This is a genomic window from Paenibacillus ihbetae (genome assembly GCF_002741055.1).
Taxonomy (GTDB): domain Bacteria; phylum Bacillota; class Bacilli; order Paenibacillales; family Paenibacillaceae; genus Paenibacillus_AQ; species Paenibacillus_AQ ihbetae.
This window is the reverse complement of record NZ_CP016809.1, coordinates 1176522-1194060: the sequence shown is the minus strand read 5'-3', so window position 1 is coordinate 1194060 and position 17539 is coordinate 1176522. Positions and strand designations below refer to the sequence as shown.

Below are 17539 nucleotides of genomic sequence, written 5' to 3'. Positions count from 1 at the left end.
AATATGTTATGGACAAGTCATCATGTATGCCCAACTTCAACATCGATACATGTTGATTGACTTGTGCTTTCCATCAGAGATTCCCGGCATTTTAAGGAGCGGTAGTCGCCACCGGAATAGGCCTCAAGAATTTGCATCATATGTGACGACCTCGATTCGATACCCGCATGTCTTTCTTCTGCTGGCATGACGCATTCAGCAGTGAATTGCAGGGATGCGCTTGGTTTCGGGTTGAGGAGTGGCGTAGACATGAACCATTCTTAAGCTGCAAGGAGGAGTTGTCCTGTATGGAAGCTGTCTTATTTATGTTCTTTTCAACATTAGAAACACTGGCGATTCATGGGCTGATCATGAGCCTGCTGCGGATCCCGATATCCCGGCACCTGGGTCAAGCGCTGCTGGTTATGACTTTGGCAAATGTTCAGAGCCTGATCTTGCGCAGCGAGTATCATTTGGATTTTCTCGTTCCGTTAATTAGTCTTCTAATCTTCTTGTTCTTATACTCGACCATTATCAAGATTCCTGTCATCTGGTCCGCCGTCTGCACGATGATCGGTTACATGCTGTATGCCGTGATCCAGGTTGCCTATTTGTCCTTGATATTCGACTCGATTGAGACTGTGCAAACCGATCGTTTTGACGGATACATTCTTCAGGCACTCAGCGCAGGAACAGGTCTGTTGGCCGCGTGGATCATGTATAGGTTCCGTATCGGCTTTCGTTTTAATATGGAGAGGACGCGCTTGAAATTCGAGCATGTTCTCTTGATTGTCCTCATCGGGATCGTGCTCGTCCTGGTCGCCATCTTGTTTTATCTAAACCATTTGTGGCTTCATTTTGTTTTCTTTGCCAGTACTTTTGGAATCTTCTTGTATTATGCCATCCAATCGGAGGAGCGGGATCGCCGTGATGTTAGAGGAAACCGCCAAACGGATCGCAGAGAGGATCAAACGACAAGTACCCGAACATAAATCGACTCTCCCCGTCTTGGCACATGCTGTTGCCATTGTGTTAAATGTGGTGTTGATCGTATCGCTAACGATGCTGATCGCATGGTTGACCGGCAATACGGGACAGGCTGCGCTCTCCCTGATCGGATTTGCCCTCCTGCGGCAGTTCTCGGGAGGGATGCATCTGAAATCCGGAGCCGCATGCATTGCCGTGACAACCGGAATGTTCACCCTGGTGTCCTTCCTCGAGCCGGGCCTTGTATACATACAACTGTTGAATTTGACAAGCCTGCTGCTTGTCATCCGCTTTGCCCCGAGCCGCATTAAAGGCCAATCCCGTATATCCAGCGTGCATTACCCTAAACTTCGCCTGATCAGCTGTTTGATCGTGGCGATGAATGTGGTGATTCAATCTCCAACGTTAGCGATCGTCTTTTTCATCCAAGCGGTAAGTTTAGTTCACGGGAGAGGAGGAGGCTCGTATGTCCCGGATCGGCAAAGCGAAACACCGCTTCTATAGCGGTGTCGCATCGGCCCTGACGATGGTTGCGGTGTTTGTTGTCAATTCCGCAAGCCCATTATTCGTGTACCGCGGCGAGACCCCGGAAGAATTGCTGAAATGAAGTGAAGTTAGGGAGTCCTGCCGTTCACATCTTTAAACATTCTAACAGGAGCCGGATCCTTGGACACGGCTCCTGTTTGTTATGGATACGCCTAACAATCTATTTGTGAAGGATCCATAATAGGCTGGAAAGCAGGGATGGGGCAGAATCGTTGGAAACATTATATGGTTATTTGGAAGCGGGGGAAGCTTTTATGATCATTTAAGAAGATACACAATCCCGGCCGCTGCTAGTAATACGATCCCGGCTATAAGAACCCATTGGCCGCTTTCTTTTTTGATGCCCGATCATCCTTCGAATCCGCATAAAAGCTCCCCCTTTGCTGGTATCCCGTCGTCCATGCGCCATTGATTCACTCCCCGCTGAAAGGATTGATATAAGATTGTCGTCCATTCGTGCCGTTCCCGCACAAAGTGTTTTGGATAATATGATGTCATGATTTACAATACTTACCGCCTCTCATAGAACATGCCAAACGGTATAATCGATGGAGAGGTGTTCCTATGTTTATTAGCCCGATGTTACTAGAGACAGCAAGTGGCCCATTTAGCCATAATGATTATATATTTGAGCCCAAAATCGACGGGCACCGGCTTCTGTTCTCCCAGGAGGACGGCCGAATCCAGTTGTATACCCGGCATAAGACATGCTGTACGCGGCAGTATCCCGAGCTCCTGAAGCCGTTTGAACATGATATCCTTCTAGATGGTGAGGTTGCTTGTACTGATCCGCAGACGGGGCTGGTTGACTTCGAAAACGTCATGACCCGGTTTCAGGCCAAGAAGGAGCAGCGTATCCGGCAGCTAATGGACATATCGCCAGTGACCTATGTTGCGTTCGATATCCTGAGATACAAGGGGCAGGACCTTCGAGAATTGCCCCTAGTGCGGCGAAAAGAGATTCTGGCAGGCATCAGCATGCCGAACAGACACTTCGGTATCATCCCCTTTGTGGAGGGCGCAGGAGAGGCACTGTTTGAGCAAATGAGGGCCCAGGAGCTTGAGGGAATGGTCGGGAAGCTTCAGGGCAGCCGATACGAGAGCCGCCGATCACCGGCCTGGCAGAAGGTCATCAATTGGACCTATGCCGAGGTGTTTATCACCGGCTATCGGAAAGAAGAATTCGGTTGGTTAACGTCTGTGATGACGGAAAACGGGCGGCTGCGGCCGACTGGTATTGTCGAGCTGGGCGTGCCGCCGAAGGCCAAGCGAGCCTTTTACGGAGTGAGCCAGCAGCTTGTAACGGGTGAGGATAAGAATTTCGTTCACCTGAAGCCACGGATCCGGGCGAAGGTGAAAACCCGGAACTGGACCAAGGCAGGCATGCTGCGGTCGCCGGCGTTTGTTGAATTTGTCATTTGAATAGCAGCAGGGAAATCCCTCTTCTTATCAAACCTGTGGATGTAAGAAAAATAGAAGGGATTTACTTGACCTGAAGTAACTTATAACGGAGATACAACTGAAGGAGATTGAAAGGATAGAAAGCTGCCCTTAGGCGGCTTTTTCTTTTACATAAAAACGCAGGAAGAAGGTGCATGGTATGATTCAGTTGCCGACGAGCGTTGCGTTTATAATTATTTGGGAAAACAGGGATCGACTTCTCGATGTCGAAATACCAAATACATGAGTGACAATCAAATCGGCTCCATGTTGTGGAAGAACTGACCATTAGAAGGGTGGTATCCTATGATTGAACTGGTGTATCATGTTGCCGTAACTGCTGATCTTTTTATTGCGGACAAAAATGGCGTTGCGGATGATTCCGTATTTCTGTATGCGGATGACGGCGGCGATTTCTTCGAAAGTGTCCGGCAGTATCATGCTGTATTCATGGGTAGAAAAACATATGAATATGGATTTCAATATGGATTGAAGCCGGGTGAACCTTCCGGAATTGCGCAGGCGGCTCATCCTGGGCTGAAGCATTATATTTTCTCCAATCAAATGGAGTTTGAATCCAATGAGCAAGTGGAGCTTGTCAAAGAGGATGTGGTGTCGTTTTGTGCGAGGCTAAAACAGGAAACTACGGATCAGCAGAAAAAAATATGGTTATGCGGAGGGGGAAATCTGGCCGGAAAGCTCCTCGACCACCAATTGATTGACACGTTGATTTTGAAGGTCAATCCCATCATTCTTGGTGAAGGCATTCCGTTGTTTGGAGCCAGCAAGAAGAAAATCGATCTGAAATTAACTGACATCAAGTCTTATGAAAGCGGAGTGATCGTGCCTACCTATCAGATTATATATTGAGAGTGTATACACCAGAAGAGAGCTGCAATATACTTACGAGTGCAAGCTCTGAATTTGTAAATATAAAGGCGTACAACTTTAGCTTTATCTAGTGCCCTTCTACTCCTTGACGGGAAATCGTGTGTAATATACGAAAAGCACCTAATTGGGTGCTTTTTTTTATGGGATTTGACGGAGGGGAGTGATGTGTCAACTTACCGCGTAACCCTCAATAAAACCAGTTCGGCACCAATTCGACACCCTGGACTGGTGAGTGAATGAGACAAAAACAAAAGAACCCTTGCTACGCAAGGGCTCTCGGTGATGATCTGTAGTGGGCTCGAACCACTGACCCCCACCCTGTCAAGATGGTGCTCTCCCAGCTGAGCTAACAGATCAGAAATAAAATATAAAATTGAGGTAATTCATATATTACCAGCAGACAAGCTGGCTGTCAACGTTTTTTTCGTTATAAAATAGGACGTTTCGGTTCAGACTAGGGAAAGCGTCATTTTTCCATAAACAGGAGCGTGAAGTCCATGAAACAAGCAGGTTACTTCAGGATATTCAGGATGAATCGAATCGCGGCTGCAGGGTTAATTCTAACCGCAATTGCAGTCGTCAGCGGATGCAGCGTTCCGGAGCGGACGTCGGTTCAGCTTGAGCCCTTGCATTCGCCAGCGGCTCCTGTGCTGTTGGATGTATACAGCCGTTCGGTCCATAACGAAGTATATTCAAGAGACGGGGACCTCCTTCGTGAACCGATGTCAACGCTTGAATCCGATCCATCGCTGCCGGAGCTGACCGATTGATTCCGTTTCGGCATCATATCCGTCATTAGAGGAGCGGTTGTGCCGCTGCTTCATGCCATAACGTGCAAGCGGATGTTCGGTTACCACCGGCACAAAGGCTGGCGGCGGCATGTTAACCCGGTTATCTATTCCTCATCCCATTTGCGGGAGTAACCCTTCTTTATTGCCCAGAATACTGGATAAATGATGAGGACGGCAATGATAGCGGCTACAAAAATCGTGCCTCCGATTCCCATGCTCGGCCAAGCTCCTTTCTAAGAAGACGTTAGCTTCTACTATACAGGAAATCAAATCTTTTGTATAATATTTCGATCTGATAAAGTATAGGGATCCAATAGACGAATCTACATAAAGAGGTGTGAATCAAGTGGCAGCAGAGATTATTAATGTGACGACCGAAGAACAGCTGGAGCAAGCGCTCGACATCCGTAAGGATGTGTTTGTGCTGGAGCAGAAGGTACCGATTGACCTGGAGATTGATCATTACGACCGGTTGGACGCTGAGGCTTGGCATGTATTGATTAAATCCGAAGGGCAGTATGCCGCAACCGGCCGCTTGACCTACTATAATAAGGATTCGGCGAAAATGCAGCGTATTGCCGTCCGCAAGCCGTTCCGTTCCAAAGGCATTGGCCGTGTGCTGATGATGGCCTTAGAAGCGCAGGCTCGTGAGCTGAAGCTGCCTTATGCGGTGCTGGATGCCCAAGTACAGGCAGAGCCGTTTTACCGTAAGCTCGGGTACGAGACGATATCGGATGAACCGTTCGATGATGCGGGCATCCCCCATGTTCGGATGAAAAAAGAGCTATAATCCGTTATATCTCCGTATTCGGCATGAAGAAGAGGCCCAGCGTTGGATCGCTGGGCTTCTTGATCGATCTTTAGAACGTCGGCAGATTGTCCAAATTGTTGCTTGGATCGCCATCGGCATTCGAACGGAGATGCTCGTCACCGTCACGTCCGCGAAATACATTCACATTCTTGATTTGTTTATTTTTCGCCATCTGCTGGGCTGTTTTGTAATCAACGACCGTTCCGTCCTCCATCTTCAGCTCGACGATATCGCCATCGCCGTTTTTCCGGACGCCTACGACTTCTTGTGAATTGTTGTCCATCATATATCGCCTCCCGGGTTTAGAGTTCCCGGGTCCGGTCGTATCTATGCGTGCCAAAACCATGCACTAAATCTCCTGTCGGATTGCTATGGAAAAATCAAACGGTAGTATAAAAGCCTTCCACCAGAACCGAAGTTATTCCTTACGGTAATGGCGTTACAGCTCGTAGATGCGCTGCTGCTCCAGAAATTCCATCGGTCCGGTCTTTCCGATAAAATCTTTGGCATTGTCTCCATAGTGCATCAGATAAGTGCGTTCTTTAACATTCTCCGGCAGACTCAGCAGCTCCTCCAGCGTGGTGTGAACCTCGCCCGGACCCTGAAGCTGACATTCGTGCAGAATCACCTCGCACCCCCGGTCCTGTACCAGCGTGCGAAGCAGCGCAGGATCGAATACCATATCGGCGCTGTAAAAAATGCGTTCATTCAAATAAAGCGAGTAGCTGCTCTTGCCCGGGATATGTCGGGTTTGAATCAGCTCCACGGACAGTCCGGCGGAAATATCCGTCTTTACACCGGGCTTCAGCGGACGAACGTCAAAGATATCGTCCAGCGAAGTGATGTGGCCTTCTTGGTACATGCCGCCCCGCAGAGTGTTCTCCCACAGCGGCTGGACGAGCGCTTCGCCGATGTAGAGTGGAAGCTTGCGCTGGTATTGCAGCTTCGTGATAAAAGCAAGCTCCTCCAAACCGCCGACATGGTCCCCATGAATGTGGGTGATCAGAACCGCATCGATATCATTGAACGTAGCCCCGAGCTGGTGCAGCGCCATAGGCGCCGTGATCCCGCAATCGACCATCAGCGTAAATTCGTTGTCATAAATCAGCGCGTTATTGTTGTAGTACTGCTTGGCAAACGCACTGCCCGTGCCAAGCATTTGCAATTTCAATGTCAATGTGCCAAACCTCCTGATGGAATGATGTGAAAATCCTGGCAAGCTACTTTATATTGTACCGAAACCAAGGCGGAAGTACACGGTCTTTAATTACCTTCCTGAGCCTTTAGCTTTACCAACAAAATCGGACAAAATTTTTTTCGCAAACTGATGGACGGAGCGCAACTTGTCATTTGGGTTGTAGTATACACATATAACAACATGATGAGCTATTGGGGGGAACTGACAAGATGAAGTGGAAGAAGGTTTGGGCATGCGTTCTGGTCCTTTCTCTGATGGGTGGCAGCACGCTTTTATTTGCAGATTCCGTCCAAGAACGTGTCCGGGTATGGCTCAACGGCCGCGAATTAAAGGACGGCGGTTATGTGATCGACGGCAAAACCTACGTGCCGGTGCGGGAGTTTGATGGTGCCGTGGACTGGAATTCGAAGACAGGCAATGTCCAGGTAATCAAACCTAATGTGCATATTTTCTTGTTCAAAGGGGACACTGTATTCGGGAACGTCAACAAGGGCAAGCTGAAATTCAATGTATTCAGCCAGGTCGACAGCCTGAATAACGATATCCATGCGGTGAAGGTAGCGATCGAAGACCCGTCCGGTCATGTAAAGGATATTCAATCCCAGGTCGTTCAAGACCGGAAGGACAATTTTTGGTTCCGCACCTATGATTTTACGTATGACTTTAAAACGTCAGGCAAATACTCGGTCGGCTTTTATGTCCAGGTGAAACCCGATTCCGGCTTCGTCAAGGTTGCTGAAAAGGTGATCACGGCACTGAACTAAACGCAGGTTGTGACCGCCACAGGAAAAATTGACCTGAAGAAGCCTTACGTGATACGATACGAAAGTATGATAATTTAACCCGAAGTGAGGTTTTTTCAATGAGCGAACACAAACACGAACACGGAGATGCTTGCGGCTGCGGTCACGATCATGACCACGACCATGATCATGAGGAGTTTGTGCTTACATTGACGGATGAGCAGGGCAAAGAGGTGGAAATGGTTCTCGTAGAAACTTTTGATGTGGGCGAGAAGCTTTATGCACTGCTGCTTGAGCGCGACAATCCGGAAGCGGACGGCGTCATCCTGCGTATGGAAGAAGAGAACGAGGAAATGGTTCTTTACAATATCGAGGACGAAGCGGAATGGAACGAAGTAGAGGCCGCGTATAACGAGCTGGTCGCTGCAGCGAATCAGGAATAACATCCGCATAGGAACAAGAAATCAGGCTGCCTCTGGGGATCTCCCGGAAGCGGCCTGTTTTTGCGTTCAATCAAGGAACCGGATTTCATCCTAAGTGCACCGTCTTAAGGATTCATTCCATCTGGTATTACGATAAGTACTTGTAAATACACCTCCCGGATTCGAGGACGCTTAACGACCGGCCTTTCTTGCGAAGACAACCTCCGCCACTATCGGCAAATGATCCGATGCTTCCGTTTGGATGACACGCTGGTTTGCGTGTGAAACACCAGGTGAGGTTAAAATATAATCGATTGTAGCGGACGGGTTGCGAACTGGAAAGGTATAGGCATCCTCGACACCTTCAAAGCTGTTGACGAATAACCCGCTGTTCAGCAATAACCCCACTTCCTCGCTTGCAGGCTCGGCGTTCAGATCACCAAGCAGTAAGGCCGGCCCGTCGGAGCCCGAAGCTGAAGCGAGATCAACGATTTCCTGCGCCTGCGCCAATCGGCTCGTTACATCGAGGCCAAGATGCGTGTTATATACGTCCACATGGACTCCCCGTACATTGATCACAGCATGCAATACACCGCGTTGTTCCTTGCCGAAGCTGCTGAGCCACACGTTTTCGGATTTCAGGATCGGATATTTGCTAACAATCGCGGTTCCGTACTGCCGGTTCTCAGTCTGTCCTTCGGCTGGAGCCAAATCCAGGTTCGCCCCGTAAGCATAATGATAGCCCAGCAATTCAGCCAGTTCCTTGGCTTGATCCTGGAAGCCGCTTCGCTCCCCATAGAACCGGTCCACTTCCTGCAGGCCGACGATATCCGCCCCGGCATCCCGTATGACTCCTGCAATCCGCTCGAGACTTAATTGGTTATCCAGGCCGACCCCATGGTGGATGTTGTACGACATAACGGTTGCCGGGACCCTGCTTCCGTATCCGTTGTCCGCAGCATGAGCGCCGAGCGGAAGCATGGACATAAGCAGCATGGCAGTGAAGAGCGAGAATACGTGTTTTTTCATCAACAAATCTCCCTTCTATGAATGGATGCTGGAAGAACAAAAAAACCTGATTTGGATGAAGCGGTTCCAAACCTATTATACATCGCTACTGTAAAGGCCGGATGAAATTGGACATGGGGATGGGAAAATTGAGGAGTAGGACACAGTCTTCCGTTAAGCGAAGCCTTCGTGTGATTCAAACGGCGGGTGTCATTAGCCATATTATTGGATGAAGGGGGTGACCATGGTCCCTGATCACGCTGATTAAATGGTAAAGGACAAAAACCCGGAGCAGACCTGCTCCGGGTTAGACCTGGGTAAAATAAGTTTAACGGTTCATTAGAAGATCGGATCGGCTTCTACAATAACCTTAACGTTCTGAATGCTGCGGTCCTCAGGGCCTTTCACGGGGAGTCCGACTTCAACGTGATCAATAATGTAGTCGATGTTTTCCTGGGAAATAACTTCGCCCGGAAGCAGAATCGGAATTCCCGGCGGGTAGACATAAATAAATTCGGCGATGATGCGCCCGGCCGATTCTTTGAATGGAATGATCTCGGTGTCCCCGTAGAAGGCATCGCGCGGGATAAGGGACAGCTGAGGAATCTCCGGTGTTTTCACAACAAGCTCATTGATTTCATTCACATGAAGATATTCGTCGGACAGCTCGCGCAGAGCAGTCAGCAGCGTATCGACCGTATCCCGGTTATCGCCCGGTGTAATAAGGCACAGGATGTTGTACATATCACTGAGCTCTACCTCGATATTGTAATGATCGCGGAGCCAGTTCTCGGTCTCGTACCCGGTAATGCCCAGATGGCGGACATGGATCGTCAGCTTGGTCGGGTCATAGGAGTAAGTCGCCTCGCTGCCCAGGATTTCATCCCCGAAGCAGTACAGCCCCTCGATCTCGTTGATTTCACGGCGGGCATATTGTGCGAGCTCGATCGTTCTCGCGGCCATTTCCTTCCCGTGCAGCGCCAGATTGCGGCGTGACGTATCCAGCGATGCAAGTAAGATATAGGAGGTTGAGGTCGTCGTCAGCATACTGATAATCGTCTGCACCCGATACGGATTGATATAGCCGTTCTTCGTATTGACGTTCAGAACCGAGCTTTGCGTCATGGAGCCGCCGAGCTTATGGACGCTGGTCGCAGCCATGTCGGCGCCTGCTTCCATAGCGGACATCGGAAGCTCTTCATGGAAATGGATCAGCACGCCATGTGCTTCGTCCACCAGAACCGGCACGTTGTAGCTGTGGGCAAGATCGACAATTTCCTTCAGATTGGCGCTGACGCCGAAATAGGTCGGGTTGATGACTAATACGGCTTTGGCGTCCGGATGGCGCTTCAGTGCTTTGCGCACCGAGCTGATCGTAATCCCGTGGTCGATCCCGACGTTGGGATCCTGGGCCGGGGATACGAATACGGGCTTGGCCCCGGTGAAAATGATGGCGGACAAAACGGATTTATGCACGTTGCGGGGAACGATAATTTTATCCCCTGGGGCACATACGGACATGATCATGGTCATGATCGCCCCGCTTGTCCCTTGTACACTGAAAAACGTATGGTCCGCGCCAAAGGCGTCGGCGGCCAGCTTCTGGGCCTCTTCGATAACACCGGTAGGCTGATGCAGGTCGTCCAGCGGCGCGATGTTGATCAGATCTATGGAAAGGGCATTATCCCCTATAAATTCTCGAAACTCGGCATCGGTGCCTAAGCCCTTCTTATGTCCCGGAATGTGAAATTGAACCGGGTTTTTGGCCGCGTGTTCCTTGAGTGCGGTGAAGAGCGGTGTACGGCTATGGTCCATTGACGCTGTCACAACCTTTCCTTATGTGTATGGTTAATATTTGTCGGTTACTGCTTTTATATAAGCAAAATTGAGTATAGCAAAATGGGGGGGGAATGCAAGAAATTTTCAAGCACGAAAAAAAGAGCTGCCAAAGCAGCCCTTTTCAAATGATGGTCCTGCCGTCAGAACGACATTTTGTACAGCGGCAGAAGCGTCTCGAAGGTCTCCTGGACCTTCTCCAGCAGCTTGTCCCCGCTCAGCTTGACGGCTTCCTCGCGCGGGATGCGCAGTCCGCACATCACTTCAGCCTTCTTGACCTCCTTCAGCTTATGAATAAGCTTCTCGAAGTCGCCTTGACTCATGGCTTGATGCAGCGTTCCCTCGGGGTTCATATGGTCCATGGACCAATAGAAATGGTCCGGCAGCGCTTTGATCGTCTTCTTCAGCTTCGTTTCAAGATTGGCTGCGAACACGGCTTTGTTCGGACTCTCGTAAATGATCGCAAAAATAACAAACAGATGCGTGCCGAAGAGACCCACTTCAAAATGGGGAAGCGCCTTGTAGCCGCGCTTGTTGGCAGCCCAGGCGACCCATGTATCGATTGGAGGGTTCACCTTGCGTCTGGCATGCTTCGCAACGTGCACGTACATGTCCTCCCCGGCGAGAGCGGAAACAAGGGGGGCCAGCTCCGCCCCGATCAGCTCCAGCTTCGGCCGAACGCGCTCGATGAGCGCCTCCATGCGAGCTTCGAGTCCGGGGACGGAGAATACGTCGAAATCTTGATCGTTAAATCCTGTAAACGCTGTTGTCATCTATGTGAAATCCTCCTGTTAAGTATCTTCATATGACCTATGCTAGCTATTCCAATGCCTTATTATACCATAGGTTAACCGTACTTCCCGCAGCATGGGCATAAGCTTCACGGTAATTTCATCTGGGGAAAAATAGTCAATAAACCAAGTTACCGTTACATAAGATGGAGTATAAGATATAGATAAGACAACGTCAAAAAGCTGTGCAAGAGGGGGAATCTTCACCGTCGTTTTGTGATCGGTAGTAAACCGGAGGAGGGAGTGCCGTGAATAAGAGCGAGGAAGTGGAGTATTGCAATCTGGAGCTCCGGTTTGATCGCCGGCATATCCAGGACCTGATCAAGGAACTGATCCAAGAAGGATACTCACTGTATTGGAGCGAGAATGAGTCGCAGTTTATCATATCAATCCGGACGGGACGCAAGCTGGTAAAGCTTCGGTTTCAGCGCACAGGCAGCGGGTTTAAACTGGTCGGCGATTACATGATCCGGGATCCGAAGCTGGCGGAATGGATGGAGAAGCTGATCGAGAATACCCGAGGGCACGCTGTCGTCAAACGCTTCAAGGACCGGCAAATTTTAATCGAAAACATACTGTTCGGCGAGGTTATCCGCCTTGTGGAAATAACGGGCTACCGCCAGCGCGTCCTGTTCCAGAAGGGGACGCCGATGACAGAGCAGGAAATGATGCGATTATTCGAATCGGACGAAGGGGAACGAAGACTGCTGCTGTGCAGGCTGGAAACCGATGATGAGCTGGAGAAGCTGTATGAAGCGATCCAAGCGGGCGACAAGGAGAAGATCATGAGCTGCAAGCAGAGATTGAAGGAGCTTGCCTTAGAGCTGATGAGGCTTGAGTGGTAAGTCCCGTTTTCGATAGTTCCATGCGGAAAGCACGAACAACACTCCGAGCCAAAAGGGGTGTTTTCGCGCGCGTTCGCAGGTGGTCCCCTTGAAGCCGGCATACGACGTTTTTGATACAGGGGTTCACTTCTCCAATGAAAAACGTTAAAATGAGAATAATGTAATCATCCCGATAGGGATTGGGTTGCTTATAAAATATACTGGAGTAAAGGATGGAGAACCAGATGTCAAAACAACAAATCGGTGTCATCGGCCTTGCTGTTATGGGTAAAAACCTGGCCTTGAACATCGAAAGCAAAGGTTTTACCGTTTCTGTATATAACCGCTCTCCGCAAAAAACGGAGGACATGCTGAAGGAAACCGTCGGCAAGCAGGTTAAAGGCACCTATTCGATCGAGGAATTCGTGGACTCCCTTGAGAAGCCGCGCAAAATTCTGATCATGGTTCAAGCCGGACAAGCTACAGATGCTACGATCGAGCAGCTGATCCCGCACTTGGATAAAGGCGATATCATTATCGACGGCGGTAATGCTTACTTCCCGGACACGCAGCGCCGCAGCAAGGAATTGGCCGAGAAAGGCTTCAACTTCATCGGTGCAGGGGTATCCGGCGGAGAAGAAGGCGCCCTGAAAGGCCCATCGATCATGCCTGGCGGACAAGAAAGTGCGTACAAGCTGGTTGAGCCGATCCTGACGGCCATTTCCGCGAAAGTAAACGATGAGCCTTGCTGTACATATATCGGTCCAGACGGTGCCGGCCATTACGTGAAGATGGTTCACAACGGCATCGAGTATGGAGATATGCAGCTGATCTGCGAAGCATACCAATTGCTGAAAGACGTTCTTGGTCTGAATGCGAAGGATCTTCATGAAATCTTCACAGAATGGAATAAAGGCGAGCTCGACAGCTATCTGATCGAGATTACCGCCGACATTTTCTCCAAATACGACGAGGAAACCGGCAAGCCGATGGTGGATGTCATCCTCGATACTGCCGGACAAAAAGGCACGGGCAAATGGACAAGCCAAAGCTCCCTGGATCTTGGCGTGCCGCTTTCTATGATCACCGAATCCGTGTTCTCGCGCTTCCTTTCCGCGATGAAGGACGAGCGCGTTGCGGCAAGCAAAATTTTGAATGGTCCGAAAACCGCTCCATTCGACGGCGACAAAGCGGAATTCATCGAAAATGTACGCAAAGCGCTGTTCGCAAGCAAAATCGTATCTTACGCGCAAGGTTTCGCTCAGCTCCGCGTAGCATCCGATGAGTACGGCTGGAATCTGCAGTACGGCAACCTTGCCAAAATCTGGCGCGGCGGCTGCATTATCCGCTCCCGCTTCCTGCAGAACATCACGGACGCTTATGAGAACAATCCGGAGCTGAAGAACCTTCTGCTCGATCCGTTCTTCAAAGAAATTATCGAATCGTACCAGGATGCTTGGCGTAAAGTCGTGGCTTCCGCGGTTTCCCTCGGTATTCCTGTTCCCGGCTTCTCCAGTGCGCTGGCTTATTATGACAGCTACCGCACGGCGAATCTTCCGGCTAACCTGCTTCAGGCTCAGCGCGATTACTTCGGCGCACATACCTTCAAGCGCGTGGACAAGGAAGGAACGTTCCACTACAATTGGATGGAGTAATTATCGGGTCTATTTGCAAGGAGGGCTTCCGTCGGCTTGGAGGGGATCAATTCCCCTCCTCCGCCGGAGGGAGAAGCTGAGGCTTGCAGACCGGAGAGGGGGCTAAGGCCTCCTGCAGCTCTGAAAGTCCGTGCATCGCCTCCAGCAAGCAATTGCGAATGTCGCCGTTTTGGGCGTGGACATGGCTTCCGCTTCCGAACAGGAGCAGTGCGGCTTCGCAATAGCTGTAGAAGTTTTGCAGCAAACGTGGCTTTGAAAGATCCAGCAGGGCTGGATCCTTCGAAGCCACTTTTTTTTGTACAAAATGAAGCACCCAAACCACATCCTCCCTGCACAGAGGATAGGAGGGATCGAGGATCCGGCGGATCCGCAAGGGCGCCGAAGCGATCGAGGAACGGTGGTCGGACATATGGACGCGGTTCCTCCTTTCTTTCATTCTTGTATTCTTCCATTTCATTATATGATCCGGATGGCCAAACTAGACTTTCTATTAGATCTATCCGTTAACCTTACTAAAGCCGCGTATTGTTCGGGTAAGCGAGTAAGCCAGATCCATTGTCGAAAGTTTTGGGGCTATGGTATGATATGAACAACTTTATAGTGAAGCAGCAAATGGGGTGTAGCATTGAATACAAGGAGCGGGAACATCATCCTGATCGGGATGATGGGAACGGGGAAGTCAACCGTTGGGCGTCTCGTCGCCGAGCATCTGAACTATTCGCTGGTCGATCTTGATGCCGAGATTGAGAGAATGGCCGGCAAGAGCATTCCGGATCTATTCGCAGCGGACGGAGAGGGCCGCTTCCGGGATTTTGAAACGGCGGCGCTGCGTGAGGTGCTGCATCGGTCGAGCCAGGTTATTGCGACCGGAGGGGGAGCGGTGCTCCGTTCCGAGAATTGCGAGGCGATGAAGCGGGGAGGCTGGGTCGTTGCATTGACGGCGGATGCCGATACGATTGTGGAACGGGTCCGGGGCGATGCCAACCGGCCGCTGCTTGCGGGGAATGTGGAAGAGCGAGTGCAGAGCATCCTGATGGAAAGAGCCGATAAATATCGGTTTGCCGATCTGATGGTGGATACCGCAGGTCTGACGGCGGATGAAGTCGCGTCTGAGATTTTAATGCATTACCGCGGCTAAGATAATCAGCAGTCTATCTGATATGCTCTAGCGGGAAAACAACAAGGCGGGGGAAATTGCAGCTTCCCCCGCCTTCCTGCAAACCACTAGCGGCTACTCCTCTTCATGCCACTGAAGCATGCCGCCTTTCAGGTTGATCACATTATGAATCCCTTGATGGTTCAGAAATTCGCACACATGCTGGCTGCGTCCGCCGCTGCGGCAAATAATGACTACCTCTTCATTGCGAGGGATCTCATCGAGCCTGGCAGGGATTTCTCCCATCGGGATATGCTTGGCGCCATTGATCATGCCGGCAGCCACTTCCTCGTCTTCCCGGACATCGATCATGTACACTTGCTCGCCGTTGTGAAGACGGCGTCTAAGCTCGGAAGTTTCCATTTGGGGAATCGGTTTCATCTGTTGACCTCTTTTCTGCAACATGATAACGTCCCGAACAATTCAATCGGGCCGTCGGAACATTTAAAAAAGTGATATGAACAATGATAACCAAGCGGCGATTTCTCTGTCAATCGATCGCATCAGGATCATTTGGAAATCAGCGTATAAGCGCTATACTATATACAAGGAGAGATACATATTATGGATATCATTGTAAGGCCTACTCCCAAACTGCAAGGTGAGATCGGTGCGTTGTCGTCCAAAAACTACACGACGCGCTACCTGCTCGCGGCAGCGCTCGCCGAAGGGACAAGCACGGTTTATTACCCGGCTCACAGCGAGGACAGCGATGCGATGAGACGCTGTATCCAAGATCTCGGAGCCGTCCTCGAGGAGGACGATGAGAAGGCGGTCATTACCGGTTTCGGCAAATCGCCGCGTAACGTCAAGGAATTGAACGTAGGGAATGCCGGAGCGGTGCTGCGTTTCCTAATGGGCGTAGCCGCCCTGTCCGAAGAGGTTACGTTTGTCAACACATATCCGGAATCGCTAGGAAAGCGTCCGCATGATGATTTGATCGATGCGCTCGGACAATTGGGCGTACAGGTGGATCATAACGAGGGGAAGCTTCCGATCACGATTCGCGGAGGCAGCCCGAAGGGCGGACGCATTACCGTCTCCGGCGAGGTGAGCTCGCAATATTTGAGCGCCCTGCTGTTCCTGACGCCGCTGCTGGCTGAGGACAGCGAGATTACGGTGACCGGGGATCTGAAATCGAAGGTGGTAATCGGGCAGACGCTGGAAGTGCTGGGGCAGGCCGGGATTACGATTCATGCGGACGAGGATTACATGTTCTTCCGGGTTCCGGGCGGCCAGTCCTACAAAGCGCAGGTCTACACGGTTCAGGGCGACTATCCGGGTTCCGCGGCGGTCCTTGCGGCTGCGGCGGTAACGGAATCGGATGTAACGATCCGCAATCTGGCGGAGGACAGCAAGCAAGGGGAGCGGGCGATTATCGACGTGCTCCGCATGATGCACGTTCCTCTTACCCACGAGAACGGCAATGTACGCGTCCAGGGCAACGGCCGGCTCAAGGCGCTGGAATTTGACGGGGACACGGCAACGGACGCGGTGCTGGCGATGGTGGCGGCCGCGGTGTTCGCTGAAGGCACCTCCCGTTTTTACAATGTGGAGAATCTCCGCTACAAGGAATGCGACCGGATTACGGATTATTTGACGGAGCTGCGGAAGGCAGGCGCCAATGTGGAAGAGCGCCAAGCCGAGATTATCGTTCACGGCCGTCCGGAAGGTGTTGAGGGCGGCGTGGAAATTAATGCCCACTATGATCACCGCGTGATTATGGCATTAACCGTGGTAGGGCTTCGGTCCAAGCAGCCGCTGCGAATTCGGGACGCGCACCACGTCGCCAAATCCTACCCGCAGTATTTCGATCATTTGAAGGCGCTTGGAGCCGATGTGGAATGGGTAAAATAAGGGTAGCCAAAGGGCCATACGAAAACTCCGAAAGGTGGTAACATCCCATGGCATTTGAAAATCCGACCCGCGAGCAAATTGCGGACATCTTGAGAAATGCAGGCAACATTGCCGTTGTCGGCCTGTCCGACCGGCCGGACCGCACCTCCCATATGGTCGCTGCAGCGATGCAGAGCCGGGGGTACCGGATCATTCCGGTAAATCCCGGAGCAGACGAAATTCTTGGGGAGAAGTGCTATCCTTCCTTGAAGGACATCCCGGAGCCTGTAACGATCGTGAATGTATTCCGGCGGAGCGAATATTGCGCCGACGTGGCACGGGAAGCGGCCGAGATCGGCGCGAAGGTGCTCTGGCTTCAGCAGGGCATCATCAGCGAGGAGGCGGCAGCGATCGCCGAGGAGAACGGCATGGTTGCGGTCATGGACCGCTGCATTAAGGTAGAGGACTCGATCGCCCTGCGCGGGAATTAATTTTCTCGGGCGGCGGCAGAAGGCAAGTCTTGCGTGAGAAGCAACCGGCAGGTCAAGGATACGGCACGTCCCGGTTCCTGGCCGTCTTTGGTTCGATCAGGCAGGACTTGCTTTTTTGTGTGGAGGCATCCGGT

Annotated in this window: 21 protein-coding genes and 1 tRNA gene; 14 read left to right on the top strand and 8 right to left on the bottom strand. The window is 51.1% G+C overall.

What is annotated here, in order from left to right:
* The first annotated feature begins 287 nt into the window (after nucleotides 1-287).
* The 5 genes from BBD41_RS05550 (at nucleotide 288) to BBD41_RS05530 (ending at nucleotide 3822) form a co-directional block, all read left to right on the top strand.
* On the top strand, nucleotides 288-971 hold the full coding sequence (locus tag BBD41_RS05550; protein WP_077565130.1) for a hypothetical protein: 684 nt from the start codon (nucleotides 288-290) through the stop codon (nucleotides 969-971).
* Nucleotides 910-1470, top strand: a complete 561-nt coding sequence (locus BBD41_RS05545; RefSeq protein WP_099476939.1) for an accessory gene regulator ArgB-like protein — start codon at nucleotides 910-912, stop codon at nucleotides 1468-1470. Before BBD41_RS05550 ends, BBD41_RS05545 begins: the two co-directional genes overlap by 62 nt.
* A complete protein-coding gene (locus tag BBD41_RS05540) occupies nucleotides 1433-1573 on the top strand; it encodes a cyclic lactone autoinducer peptide (RefSeq protein WP_077565134.1) in 141 nt (46 codons plus the stop codon). Before BBD41_RS05545 ends, BBD41_RS05540 begins: the two co-directional genes overlap by 38 nt.
* 503 nt (nucleotides 1574-2076) lie before the next feature.
* Nucleotides 2077-2934 (top strand): ATP-dependent DNA ligase, encoded by an 858-nt coding sequence (locus BBD41_RS05535; RefSeq protein ID WP_099476938.1) that lies wholly within the window; start codon nucleotides 2077-2079, stop codon nucleotides 2932-2934.
* A gap of 324 nt (nucleotides 2935-3258) precedes the next feature.
* Nucleotides 3259-3822 carry a dihydrofolate reductase family protein gene (locus BBD41_RS05530; protein ID WP_077565137.1) on the top strand — a complete coding sequence of 188 codons (564 nt, stop codon included), beginning with the start codon at nucleotides 3259-3261 and terminating at the stop codon, nucleotides 3820-3822.
* Nucleotides 3823-4126: 304 nt separating this feature from the next.
* On the opposite strand, the gene BBD41_RS05525 is transcribed toward BBD41_RS05530, so the two are convergent.
* Nucleotides 4127-4199, bottom strand: a tRNA-Val gene (locus tag BBD41_RS05525).
* Nucleotides 4200-4340: 141 nt separating this feature from the next.
* On the opposite strand from BBD41_RS05525, the gene BBD41_RS05520 reads away from it, so the two are divergent.
* A complete protein-coding gene (locus BBD41_RS05520; RefSeq protein ID WP_099476936.1) occupies nucleotides 4341-4613 on the top strand; it encodes a hypothetical protein in 273 nt (90 codons plus the stop codon).
* 367 nt (nucleotides 4614-4980) lie between these two features.
* On the top strand, nucleotides 4981-5424 hold the full coding sequence (locus BBD41_RS05515) for a GNAT family N-acetyltransferase (RefSeq protein ID WP_077565139.1): 444 nt from the start codon (nucleotides 4981-4983) through the stop codon (nucleotides 5422-5424).
* A 70-nt stretch (nucleotides 5425-5494) separates the two neighbouring features.
* Here BBD41_RS05515 and BBD41_RS05510 read toward each other — a convergent pair whose 3' ends face one another.
* Complete coding sequence (locus BBD41_RS05510; protein WP_077568907.1) at nucleotides 5495-5728, bottom strand: DUF3892 domain-containing protein; 234 nt, start codon at nucleotides 5726-5728, stop codon at nucleotides 5495-5497.
* A gap of 156 nt (nucleotides 5729-5884) precedes the next feature.
* Nucleotides 5885-6622 (bottom strand): MBL fold metallo-hydrolase, encoded by a 738-nt coding sequence (locus tag BBD41_RS05505; protein WP_077565141.1) that lies wholly within the window; start codon nucleotides 6620-6622, stop codon nucleotides 5885-5887.
* A gap of 230 nt (nucleotides 6623-6852) precedes the next feature.
* On the opposite strand from BBD41_RS05505, the gene BBD41_RS05500 reads away from it, so the two are divergent.
* Both BBD41_RS05500 and BBD41_RS05495 read left to right on the top strand, forming a co-directional pair.
* Entirely contained in the window at nucleotides 6853-7407 is a 555-nt protein-coding gene (locus BBD41_RS05500; RefSeq protein WP_077565143.1) for a copper amine oxidase, read from the top strand.
* Nucleotides 7408-7505: 98 nt separating this feature from the next.
* On the top strand, nucleotides 7506-7829 hold the full coding sequence (locus BBD41_RS05495) for a DUF1292 domain-containing protein (RefSeq protein WP_007129602.1): 324 nt from the start codon (nucleotides 7506-7508) through the stop codon (nucleotides 7827-7829).
* A gap of 171 nt (nucleotides 7830-8000) precedes the next feature.
* Here BBD41_RS05495 and BBD41_RS05490 read toward each other — a convergent pair whose 3' ends face one another.
* The 3 genes from BBD41_RS05490 to BBD41_RS05480 all read right to left on the bottom strand — a co-directional run bounded on the left by BBD41_RS05490 (nucleotide 8001) and on the right by BBD41_RS05480 (nucleotide 11425).
* Nucleotides 8001-8837, bottom strand: coding sequence for an endonuclease/exonuclease/phosphatase family protein (locus BBD41_RS05490; RefSeq protein ID WP_099476935.1), 837 nt, complete (start codon nucleotides 8835-8837; stop codon nucleotides 8001-8003).
* A gap of 318 nt (nucleotides 8838-9155) precedes the next feature.
* The gene (locus BBD41_RS05485) at nucleotides 9156-10631 is read right to left on the bottom strand and encodes an aminotransferase class I/II-fold pyridoxal phosphate-dependent enzyme (RefSeq protein WP_099476933.1); all 1476 of its coding nucleotides are present in this window, start codon (nucleotides 10629-10631) and stop codon (nucleotides 9156-9158) included.
* 164 nt (nucleotides 10632-10795) lie between these two features.
* Nucleotides 10796-11425 carry a YktB family protein gene (locus BBD41_RS05480; RefSeq protein ID WP_099476931.1) on the bottom strand — a complete coding sequence of 210 codons (630 nt, stop codon included), beginning with the start codon at nucleotides 11423-11425 and terminating at the stop codon, nucleotides 10796-10798.
* Between the two features lie 266 nt (nucleotides 11426-11691).
* Here BBD41_RS05480 and BBD41_RS05475 point away from each other — a divergent pair, with 266 nt between their 5' ends.
* Both BBD41_RS05475 and gndA read left to right on the top strand, forming a co-directional pair.
* Entirely contained in the window at nucleotides 11692-12288 is a 597-nt protein-coding gene (locus tag BBD41_RS05475; RefSeq protein ID WP_077565149.1) for a hypothetical protein, read from the top strand.
* 224 nt (nucleotides 12289-12512) lie between these two features.
* Complete coding sequence (gene gndA, locus BBD41_RS05470; RefSeq protein ID WP_028405207.1) at nucleotides 12513-13922, top strand: NADP-dependent phosphogluconate dehydrogenase; 1410 nt, start codon at nucleotides 12513-12515, stop codon at nucleotides 13920-13922.
* Between the two features lie 46 nt (nucleotides 13923-13968).
* Here gndA and BBD41_RS05465 read toward each other — a convergent pair whose 3' ends face one another.
* Nucleotides 13969-14331, bottom strand: coding sequence for a hypothetical protein (locus BBD41_RS05465; RefSeq protein WP_099476930.1), 363 nt, complete (start codon nucleotides 14329-14331; stop codon nucleotides 13969-13971).
* Nucleotides 14332-14547: 216 nt separating this feature from the next.
* Between BBD41_RS05465 and BBD41_RS05460 the strand changes: the two genes are divergently transcribed.
* Nucleotides 14548-15060: a shikimate kinase gene (locus BBD41_RS05460; protein ID WP_262984073.1), complete on the top strand. Its 513-nt coding sequence runs from the start codon at nucleotides 14548-14550 to the stop codon at nucleotides 15058-15060.
* Between the two features lie 93 nt (nucleotides 15061-15153).
* Here BBD41_RS05460 and BBD41_RS05455 read toward each other — a convergent pair whose 3' ends face one another.
* Complete coding sequence (locus BBD41_RS05455; protein WP_099476928.1) at nucleotides 15154-15459, bottom strand: rhodanese-like domain-containing protein; 306 nt, start codon at nucleotides 15457-15459, stop codon at nucleotides 15154-15156.
* A 183-nt stretch (nucleotides 15460-15642) separates the two neighbouring features.
* Here BBD41_RS05455 and aroA point away from each other — a divergent pair, with 183 nt between their 5' ends.
* On the top strand, nucleotides 15643-16935 hold the full coding sequence (gene aroA / locus BBD41_RS05450; RefSeq protein WP_077565155.1) for a 3-phosphoshikimate 1-carboxyvinyltransferase: 1293 nt from the start codon (nucleotides 15643-15645) through the stop codon (nucleotides 16933-16935).
* Between the two features lie 47 nt (nucleotides 16936-16982).
* Nucleotides 16983-17405, top strand: a complete 423-nt coding sequence (locus BBD41_RS05445; protein ID WP_077565157.1) for a CoA-binding protein — start codon at nucleotides 16983-16985, stop codon at nucleotides 17403-17405.
* The last annotated feature ends 134 nt before the right edge of the window (nucleotides 17406-17539 follow it).

Coding starts and splice junctions, on each gene's coding strand:
- BBD41_RS05520 (WP_099476936.1), top strand. CDS start 4,341: ATGAAACAAGCAGGTTACTTCAGGATATTCAGGATGAATCGAATCGCG.
- BBD41_RS05540 (WP_077565134.1), top strand. CDS start 1,433: ATGTCCCGGATCGGCAAAGCGAAACACCGCTTCTATAGCGGTGTCGCA.
- BBD41_RS05500 (WP_077565143.1), top strand. CDS start 6,853: ATGAAGTGGAAGAAGGTTTGGGCATGCGTTCTGGTCCTTTCTCTGATG.
- BBD41_RS05445 (WP_077565157.1), top strand. CDS start 16,983: ATGGCATTTGAAAATCCGACCCGCGAGCAAATTGCGGACATCTTGAGA.
- BBD41_RS05550 (WP_077565130.1), top strand. CDS start 288: ATGGAAGCTGTCTTATTTATGTTCTTTTCAACATTAGAAACACTGGCG.
- BBD41_RS05545 (WP_099476939.1), top strand. CDS start 910: ATGTTAGAGGAAACCGCCAAACGGATCGCAGAGAGGATCAAACGACAA.
- BBD41_RS05535 (WP_099476938.1), top strand. CDS start 2,077: ATGTTTATTAGCCCGATGTTACTAGAGACAGCAAGTGGCCCATTTAGC.
- BBD41_RS05510 (WP_077568907.1), bottom strand. CDS start 5,728: ATGGACAACAATTCACAAGAAGTCGTAGGCGTCCGGAAAAACGGCGAT.
- BBD41_RS05490 (WP_099476935.1), bottom strand. CDS start 8,837: ATGAAAAAACACGTATTCTCGCTCTTCACTGCCATGCTGCTTATGTCC.
- gndA (WP_028405207.1), top strand. CDS start 12,513: ATGTCAAAACAACAAATCGGTGTCATCGGCCTTGCTGTTATGGGTAAA.
- BBD41_RS05485 (WP_099476933.1), bottom strand. CDS start 10,631: ATGGACCATAGCCGTACACCGCTCTTCACCGCACTCAAGGAACACGCG.
- BBD41_RS05480 (WP_099476931.1), bottom strand. CDS start 11,425: ATGACAACAGCGTTTACAGGATTTAACGATCAAGATTTCGACGTATTC.
- aroA (WP_077565155.1), top strand. CDS start 15,643: ATGGATATCATTGTAAGGCCTACTCCCAAACTGCAAGGTGAGATCGGT.
- BBD41_RS05465 (WP_099476930.1), bottom strand. CDS start 14,331: ATGTCCGACCACCGTTCCTCGATCGCTTCGGCGCCCTTGCGGATCCGC.
- BBD41_RS05455 (WP_099476928.1), bottom strand. CDS start 15,459: ATGAAACCGATTCCCCAAATGGAAACTTCCGAGCTTAGACGCCGTCTT.
- BBD41_RS05530 (WP_077565137.1), top strand. CDS start 3,259: ATGATTGAACTGGTGTATCATGTTGCCGTAACTGCTGATCTTTTTATT.
- BBD41_RS05495 (WP_007129602.1), top strand. CDS start 7,506: ATGAGCGAACACAAACACGAACACGGAGATGCTTGCGGCTGCGGTCAC.